Below are 748 nucleotides of genomic sequence, written 5' to 3'. Positions count from 1 at the left end.
ATGCATGATTTTCAGATATCTATTCATTCACTGCAGTGGGCGATAATAGAACATTGATTGACGTGTGATTTGGTAAGGCTCTGAATATATGTATGATTTATGACTCTTAAATGGGCTTTTTATGAAACAAATGTGTCATTGGCGAGATTGCGATGGCATTAGGATTTGGAATGAAAATGGAACTACAACAATTTCTTGATGCGCTGGCATCGTCACCTGAAAAGATTGAATTTGAAACGACGATGGCGGTGATTGAAGACAATTACGATTTTACGCCCGCTGCATTTACGAATGGCAATACGCAAAATGACGCGAATGAAAACAACGGTTCGTGCAAAATTTTTGCATTCGGCTTATTGAACACTCTCGATAAAGAAGCGACGTTGGCGTGTTTTGGTCGTTTCTACCGTGAGGACGTACTGCTTCACCCAGAAAACAACGATCACCAAAATATCCGCAATTTCATGGTGACGGGGTGGGAAGGCATTCAATTTGAGACTTCTGCGCTTACCGCAAAATAGTTATCATTTTAGAATCGCGTTACATGAAGAAGCCAGTCGTATTATGCGACTGGCTTTTTTTCTAAACACTTGCGGCATAAACAAAGCTGATCGGACTCCGGTTTAGGCAAGTCACGAGGCTCAATACCAAAACACCAACACGTTTCTTTTCCTGCTGCAATATCGCAGTGTGCTTGCGAATCGCATTCAGGACAGCTGTGGGTGGAATCCTCTCCGGTGATTTGCTC

2 protein-coding genes are annotated in these 748 nt (G+C 42.5%); one reads left to right on the top strand and one right to left on the bottom strand.

Annotated features, from left to right (window positions below):
* Positions 1–176 precede the first annotated feature (176 nt).
* Positions 177–521, top strand: coding sequence for a HopJ type III effector protein (locus tag R7040_RS26185; RefSeq protein ID WP_005498438.1), 345 nt, complete (start codon positions 177–179; stop codon positions 519–521).
* 41 nt (positions 522–562) lie between these two features.
* Here the strand turns inward: R7040_RS26185 and R7040_RS26180 are convergent.
* Positions 563–748: cysteine-rich CWC family protein (locus R7040_RS26180; RefSeq protein ID WP_318097538.1), on the bottom strand; the 186-nt coding region annotated here is incomplete at its 5' end.

This window comes from Vibrio sp. 1069 (genome assembly GCF_033340555.1).
This window is presented reverse-complemented; position numbering and strand designations above follow the sequence as displayed.

Excerpts from the sequence above, each read along its gene's own strand:
- R7040_RS26185 (WP_005498438.1), top strand. The coding sequence starts at position 177 with ATGGAACTACAACAATTTCTTGATGCGCTGGCATCGTCACCTGAAAAG.